Genomic DNA, 7,009 nt, shown 5'->3' on the forward strand with positions numbered 1-7,009 from the left:
CTATGGAAAACCCAGGTAAATTTAGGATAAGATTGTATCCGGGCACTTTAATCTCCTTTTGATCGCTAAATCAAGGACTTAGTTTATACTAATTTGATTAAAGTGCCCCCTTCATTGGGGTAGAGCCAATAAACCTCTTTACATTTGGTGACATGTACAATCATAAGGAGTTTTTATCTATTTATACCGATAATTCATCAACGTTATATTTATGGAGAAGTTATGACTGTGCATTCACCTGTACTTTTTTTATCTGATCAAGAAACCAAGGTTGACCTCTTAAATAATGAAGCCATTGCTCGAACAATTGTGCGTTTAATTAGTGGAACTTCCGAACGTCCTATGACTATCGGTGTACATGGTGACTGGGGGGCAGGAAAATCTAGTGTACTTGAAATGATTGACGAAGCCTTCTCTAAAAACGAACAAATACTTTGTATAAAATTTAATGGCTGGCAATTTCAAGGATTTGAAGATGCGAAGATCGCTGTTGTTGAAGGAATAGTAACTGAGTTAATTGCTAATCGCTCATTACTGACAAATGCAAAAGAAGAAGTAAAAAATATATTACGACGTATAGATTGGTTAAAAGCTGCAAAGAAAGTTGGGGGATTTGCTTTTACTGCGTTTACCGGAATACCAACTGTAGATCAATTACACAGCATTATCGATACTGTTAAAAGTAAATTATCTGATCCAGCAACACTCGCAACGAAAGAGAATGCTGAACAAACAATCGAATTATTCTCGAATCTGCTAAAGGATGGTGATAGTCGAAGTGTTCCCAAAGAAATAAATGAATTTCGCAAAGCATTTAGTGATTTATTAGTAAAAGCAAAGATTGATAGACTTATCGTTTTAATTGATGACCTTGATCGCTGTTTACCTGAAACAGCAATCGAAACACTAGAAGCAATTCGTTTGTTTGTTTTTTTACCAAACACAGCATTCATTGTAGGGGCGGATGAGGCAATGATCGAATATGCTGTACGCCATCACTTTCCCGATCTTCCAGAGTCTAGTAGCTCTCAGGGATATGCGCGCAGTTATCTTGAAAAGCTAATACAAGTACCCATGCGAATTCCAGCACTAGGTGAAACTGAAACCCAGATATATGTGACATTACTTCTGATAGGCAGCCGTTTAGGTGAGAATTCAAGTGAATTTCAAAAGCTACTTCAATTAGGAAGAGAAGCGCTATGCAAACCATGGGAAGGTAAAGGAATAGATTCCTCTAAAATTAAAGATATATTGGGAGATAAATCTGCTGATATATCAGATTTACTTTTGCTCTCCGAGCAAATTAGCCCAATTTTATCCGCCGGAACAAAAGGAAACCCCAGACAGATTAAACGGTTTTTAAATGCACTCCATTTAAGGCTTCAAGTTTCTGCTGATCGAGGTTTTGGTGACAACATTAGAGCGGATATATTAGCAAAAATCATGCTTGCTGAATTATTTTTACCACCTTCAGTATTTGAACATATTGCTAGTTCAGCAGCAAAAAAAGATGATGGAATATGCAAGGAACTTGCTATCTTGGAACAAGGGGATCGTTCCAAAGAAGAGAGCAAAACACAAACAGAACAATCTGGTAATAAAGAAGAAAACCTGTCAGAGGAAAATCCAACACTTGCTGATTGGAAAACGCGCCCAGAGGTAATTAAGTGGGCGTTAATAGAGCCTAAAATTGGTACAAATTCGCTAAAACCTTATCTATTTGTAATTAAAGATCGTAAAAATTATCTTGAATCTAGAGCCCCACTATCCCCCAAACTAATGGCATTGCTTGAGAAACTATCAGGAGGGGAGGCCAATGCTAAGGCATGTGGACTAGAATTAACTAGTTTATCATTAGATGAAGTTGAATCTTTATTACAGGCTCTTCGTTCAAAATTATTAGGCAGTAATGCGTTTTCTAGTAAGCCCCCTACAATTTGGGGTATTGCTGAACTAGTTCAAGCTCATCCGAAAGGATTTCAAATGCGGTATGTAGAAATACTTGAAGAACTACCCGTTAAACTGCTTGGGCCATGGGCAGCGGCTGGCCATGAAAAGATAGTAACAGATCCAATATGTAAAGCACGATTAGAACGACTCATTCAAAACTGGAGAACAAATGGTTCGACCGCACTAAAAACCGCTTTAATAGCGCAACCCTTAGGTAAGGGAAATAAATAATGGGAACTTCTACATCTTTTGGAGGCGGTAAAAACTTTAATCCTCTTATTCCAAACTGGTTGGATCCTGACTCAACAGAGGAAACAATTGCCGTACAAAATGATATTTTAGCAGATCCACCTGAATTATCTCAGGTTACCTCAGAAAATATAGAAAGTAATTGTCAGCCAAATGAATTGCAAGTTGATAATCGTTATAGTACTGCACGGCGTAACTTTACTGCATTTATAAATTCAGGTGGCTCAGATCGCGCCGCCCTCGGACGAGCTATTGCCTCCTATGTACACAAAACTTCCGGAGGTGCAAAACAAGCTGCTAAAAGAATGAAATCAGAGCGCCAAGCCAGTGTGCGACTTAGTAATATTCTTTCAATGGCAAGTACCGATGGTATTCAATCAGTTATTAAAAGCCTAAATTTAGAAAATCTTGCCAATCGACCCATCACCGAAATTTATGCTGCATTAACAGATATAATTTGCCCAATGGGTGGCGATCTGGACGATGCTATTGTTCGTGATGCGTACATAGAAGCAATTGGCGAAGTCGCAGAAATGGGATTAGCAGATTTAGAGAAACCATCTGCTACTACAATTGCGACTATCATGGAGTGTTTCATATCAAATGCCATCAAAGATCGTATCATGAATGCAATTGCCACAAAGATTATTACATTACCTAACAATGTTTATATTATACAAAATATTGAAAATCAGCTAAAAGATTTTATTCGTGGTGCTGTTTCTGATGCGATGACACATAGTAGTTTTTTTTCGACTGATCAAACAACTAGAACGATGAATTCTGTATATGAGCGTGCATTTACAGTCCTTGAAGCACTTGCACAACAAGAGGCAGAACAATGACAAAACATATATTAGCAGGTTGTTTCGGAGAAACTGATACAGAATATGAATATAGTAAAAAAGAAAACGAGCAATTGAGTTTTTTAGATTTTCTAACAGGAAAAAAATCACTTCGATTTGGGATTGGAAGCACAATAAAGCAATTAGATCGATTGAATATTTACCCGTCCGAAGTAGCACTTGATCTGCTTATATTAGCCATAATGGTCCAAGCTGCTGATGTTCGATTAAATCGTATTCAATCATCACAAGATGCATGGACTCGTGAAATTCATCTAATTGTACCGGTTTCAGATATAGAACTTTGGCAAAAATGCAAATCTCTTCTTAAAATCATGTTACGCTTCTTGACTGGTGATTTATGGGAAATTGATTTTAGAATGAGGCCTGAAGGATTTGAGAGCCTAATCAAAGAGAAGTCGTATTTACCATATGATTATGATGGACTATCACTTTTTTCTGGTGGACTGGATAGTCTTATCGGAGCAATCGATGCCCTCGAATCAGGTATAACACCTCTCTTTATAAGTCATGCTGGAGAAGGAGCGGTCAGTAGTCCACAAAGAGCTGTTTTCGAAAAATTGATTAATAGATACCCTCAGAGTAAAATTAATAGGCTCCGCTTTCCTTCAGCCCATTTTCCGAAAAATTTGTTCTCAGATATAAAATCGGAAAATTCTACTAGAGGAAGATCATTTCTATTTTTTGCTCTAGGCGTTTTTGCAGGTTCGGGATTAAAAAAGACTTTCGATTTACGTATCCCAGAAAACGGCTTAATAGCGCTTAATGTACCTCTCGATCCCACTCGCCTGGGCTCTTTAAGCACAAGGACAACACATTCGTATTATATTCATCGTTGGAATGAGTTATTACAAATATTAAATATTCCGGGCAAAATGTTTAATCCTTATTGGGATAAAACCAAAGGGGAAATGACTGAAAATTGTTCCAATCAGGATTTTCTAAAATCTATAGTTCATTTATCAGTTTCCTGTGCACATCCCTCTGCTAGCCGATACCGTAATGGAGGGATTTATCATCATTGTGGGCATTGTGTACCATGTATTATTAGAAGAGCCGCTTTAAATCATGCTTGGCAACTGGGTGAGGATACAACATCATATAGTCCCCCTGATATTTTTGAAAAAACCTTGGACTCAAGAAAAGCCGAGGGGATACAGATTAGGGCATTCCAATACGCTCTTATAAATTTGAATAATAAACCTGGCTATTTACCTATGCTTATACATAAACCGGGCCCATTATTAGAAGATATAGCAATTTTAAATGACCTAATGCATGTTTATAAACGAGGTATGAAGGAAGTGGAAAACTTACTACAAGGCGTGGTAACTACGCCAAATTAATATATTAATGAGAGATTATTTTGCCATTAGAATTAGTTGATTTTCATTGTCACTTGGATCTTTATCCAAACTTTCCAGAACTAGTTAAAGAATGTGAACATAGAAAAATATACACTCTTGCTGTAACAACTACGCCTAGAGCATGGCAAAGGAATCATATGTTAGCCAAGCAAACGAAATATGTACGTGCAGCTCTTGGACTACACCCTCAACTGGTTGGTGAACTCGGGCATGAAGTTGATGTCTTATGTAAACTAATACCTGAGGCTCGCTATATTGGAGAAATCGGTTTAGATGGCTCTCCTCAATATTCTACCAATATGGGCTTACAAAAAAATGTTTTAGGCAAAATACTGCATACATGTGCAAAAAATGGCGGCCGCATAATGAGTTTGCATTCACGCCGTGCTACAAAAGAAGTTTTAGATTTGCTAGAAGCTCATAAAAAATCAGGTACACCTATTCTTCATTGGTTCTCAGGAACGTTAAAAGATTTGGAGAGAGCTATTGCCCTTGGGTGCTGGTTCAGTGTAGGGCCAAAGATGTTACAGACTCAGAAAGGGGTCGAACTAATAAAAAACATTCCTCAGAATAGATTGCTAACTGAAACTGATGGTCCATTTACTCAGGAAAAAGGGGAGCCTAGCATGCCATGGCACGTAAGTATTGCCATTAAGAAATTGAGTGTGATATGGGAGCAAGACTTAACAAATGTTCAAAACCAAATATTAGCCAACTTAAAAGCGATATGTAAATAATAATGATCACTTGCCTAAATTTAAATTAATATTCCGATGTTGCCATTTATTACCTACGACTGGTGAATTATTTCGTTACATTCTATTGTTGCTATAGTCATATTACTAGTCCTATTTCTAGTCGTTAATTTAAAACTAGTTGGACCGGTTTATTTGGGGGGCATTACACATCCGCCTCAATATCAGCAAGCCTGATTTCCTGGCCTGCGTTAGTGCGCAGTTCTGATTTTGCCATCAGTGCGGTTAAAGATTCCTCACCAGCAGATAAGAAGAATAAAGACCATCGGGAAGATTGCTTAACTGTACCAGTACGAGAAGCGCGTGTTTTTCCCTGACCATTAGCTAGCAAATAAGCTGCCTCCCCTGCTTCTCTGGGATCCATTTGACTGAGTTCATCAAGAATCAGCAATCCATCATTGTGTAATGAAGCCAAGCCTTCAAGGCCATTGGTGGTGCTGCGCCATAAACGGCAATAAGATGCTGGGTTTCCCCAAACAGAGGCAGCCAGACTCAATGCAGTACTTTTTCCTGATGAGGACGCACCTCTGAAATGAAAACCGCCTGAGTCTTCGCCAGCAATTTTTGCCAGTACAGGGGCTAATGCTACAGATATGGCAAACACCAATCTTGAGTTGCCTGATGCTAGCCGGCCTATTGAGTCTCGCCACTCTTCAACGCTACCCTTGATAGACACTGCTGGCTCAATAGCATTGGTATTCTGGAATACAATCTTCTCAGTTGATTGTCCGATACACTGGGAAGCTGTTACAAAGACATCGCCATGCCAACCCAGTTTATCAACACATCGTGCACGTGCATCTACTGGAAAGACTTGTAAATGGGAAGCTAACAAATCACGAGCAGTCCGATTAGGTGAAATGCTCAGTCCCAATCTTGCCAGCTCTCGCCTCACATCGGAGGCATCACCCTGCAACAAAGCCAGAGGCATTGCCCACTGATGAGTTATCCCGTCATCATCCTGCCATTCCAGCAAACGGCCCCATTCACCACTTTGAGCATCTCGGGTCTTTGCAACAACGTACAATGGCGCGCAGATCCACCGAGGTGGCAATGGATTACCATCTTATCAATACCGATAAAGGTTAATCCTTCAGCCGTTAATCTAAAACGACCACCAGCATAGTCGCAGATAATTGGGCGCTGCTTTGAATTGGCTAATTCAACAACATGATTTTGTGACATACATTATTCTCCAAACAACAATCAAACCTCAGAATGAAGCAAATTCATTCTGACAAATTTTAAATTTATGCATTCTCAACGAGCTGTAACTGACCTTCGTCACTGGTTGAGTAATAAATTTTTTGTTGTTGGAGAAAATTCAACACATCGCTTTTTCGGTACAACACCTTGCGACCGATTTTTAAATAGGGAACACCACCACCCGCCCAGCGGTTACGTTCAAGTAACTGGGTGGAGCAGCTTAATACCGCAGCAATGGTTTGTTGATTAAAAAGCGCAGAATGTGGCGCAGATTCAAATTCGTTTAATAGATGTAAACGGGATGGTTTTTTTAAAGTCATAGGAAATTCCTCAGTTATTTACACCTCAGCCAAATGCCGAGATGTATCTTCCTTGAACAGAACTCAACGCATCATCCAGTATCACCCTGAACAATTGATTGATATTCTTTTCTCCTAATCCTTTGACTTCCAACTGCCTACATTTTGTTGGAACATCGGGCTTACTCCTCATAGCCGTCAGGCTAAGGAAAATATTTTTGTTTAACAGATTGAATAAATTGAAAAAAGAGCTAGAGTACCCTTTAAATTTTTTCCGGGCAGGAATAAACAAAGGGACTCTATGCTGTTGGATACCA

General features: G+C 39.0%; 6 protein-coding genes and 1 pseudogene. 4 read left to right on the top strand and 3 right to left on the bottom strand.

Going from position 1 to position 7,009, the window contains the following annotated elements; genetic code table 11:
• Window positions 1-222: 222 nt before the first annotated feature.
• The 4 genes from qatA to qatD are packed head-to-tail and all read left to right on the top strand — an operon-like array spanning window position 223 to window position 5,169.
• Complete coding sequence (gene qatA, locus B1207_RS15780; protein WP_112220846.1) at window positions 223-2,181, top strand: Qat anti-phage system ATPase QatA; 1,959 nt, start codon at window positions 223-225, stop codon at window positions 2,179-2,181.
• A complete protein-coding gene (gene qatB / locus B1207_RS15785) occupies window positions 2,181-3,044 on the top strand; it encodes a Qat anti-phage system associated protein QatB (RefSeq protein ID WP_112220847.1) in 864 nt (287 codons plus the stop codon). Before qatA ends, qatB begins: the two co-directional genes overlap by 1 nt.
• Entirely contained in the window at window positions 3,041-4,411 is a 1,371-nt protein-coding gene (gene qatC / locus B1207_RS15790; RefSeq protein ID WP_112220848.1) for a Qat anti-phage system QueC-like protein QatC, read from the top strand. Before qatB ends, qatC begins: the two co-directional genes overlap by 4 nt.
• Window positions 4,412-4,431: 20 nt before the next feature.
• A complete protein-coding gene (gene qatD / locus B1207_RS15795; RefSeq protein WP_112220849.1) occupies window positions 4,432-5,169 on the top strand; it encodes a Qat anti-phage system TatD family nuclease QatD in 738 nt (245 codons plus the stop codon).
• A 169-nt stretch (window positions 5,170-5,338) separates the two neighbouring features.
• Here the strand turns inward: qatD and B1207_RS15800 are convergent.
• The 3 genes and pseudogenes from B1207_RS15800 to B1207_RS16050 form a co-directional block, all read right to left on the bottom strand.
• Window positions 5,339-6,372, bottom strand: a pseudogene (locus tag B1207_RS15800) (DUF927 domain-containing protein); the annotation flags it as partial.
• 65 nt (window positions 6,373-6,437) lie between these two features.
• Complete coding sequence (locus B1207_RS15805) at window positions 6,438-6,713, bottom strand: DNA-binding protein (RefSeq protein WP_058478704.1); 276 nt, start codon at window positions 6,711-6,713, stop codon at window positions 6,438-6,440.
• A 25-nt stretch (window positions 6,714-6,738) separates the two neighbouring features.
• On the bottom strand, window positions 6,739-7,009 hold a 271-nt coding region (locus B1207_RS16050), incomplete at its 5' end, for a hypothetical protein (protein ID WP_216362476.1).

This window comes from Legionella quinlivanii (assembly GCF_003265995.1).
Taxonomy (GTDB): domain Bacteria; phylum Pseudomonadota; class Gammaproteobacteria; order Legionellales; family Legionellaceae; genus Legionella_C; species Legionella_C quinlivanii_A.

Bases quoted from the DNA above. Each gene is read 5' to 3' on its own strand.
- qatB (WP_112220847.1), top strand. From the start codon at position 2,181: ATGGGAACTTCTACATCTTTTGGAGGCGGTAAAAACTTTAATCCTCTT.
- qatA (WP_112220846.1), top strand. From the start codon at position 223: ATGACTGTGCATTCACCTGTACTTTTTTTATCTGATCAAGAAACCAAG.
- qatC (WP_112220848.1), top strand. From the start codon at position 3,041: ATGACAAAACATATATTAGCAGGTTGTTTCGGAGAAACTGATACAGAA.
- B1207_RS15805 (WP_058478704.1), bottom strand. From the start codon at position 6,713: ATGACTTTAAAAAAACCATCCCGTTTACATCTATTAAACGAATTTGAA.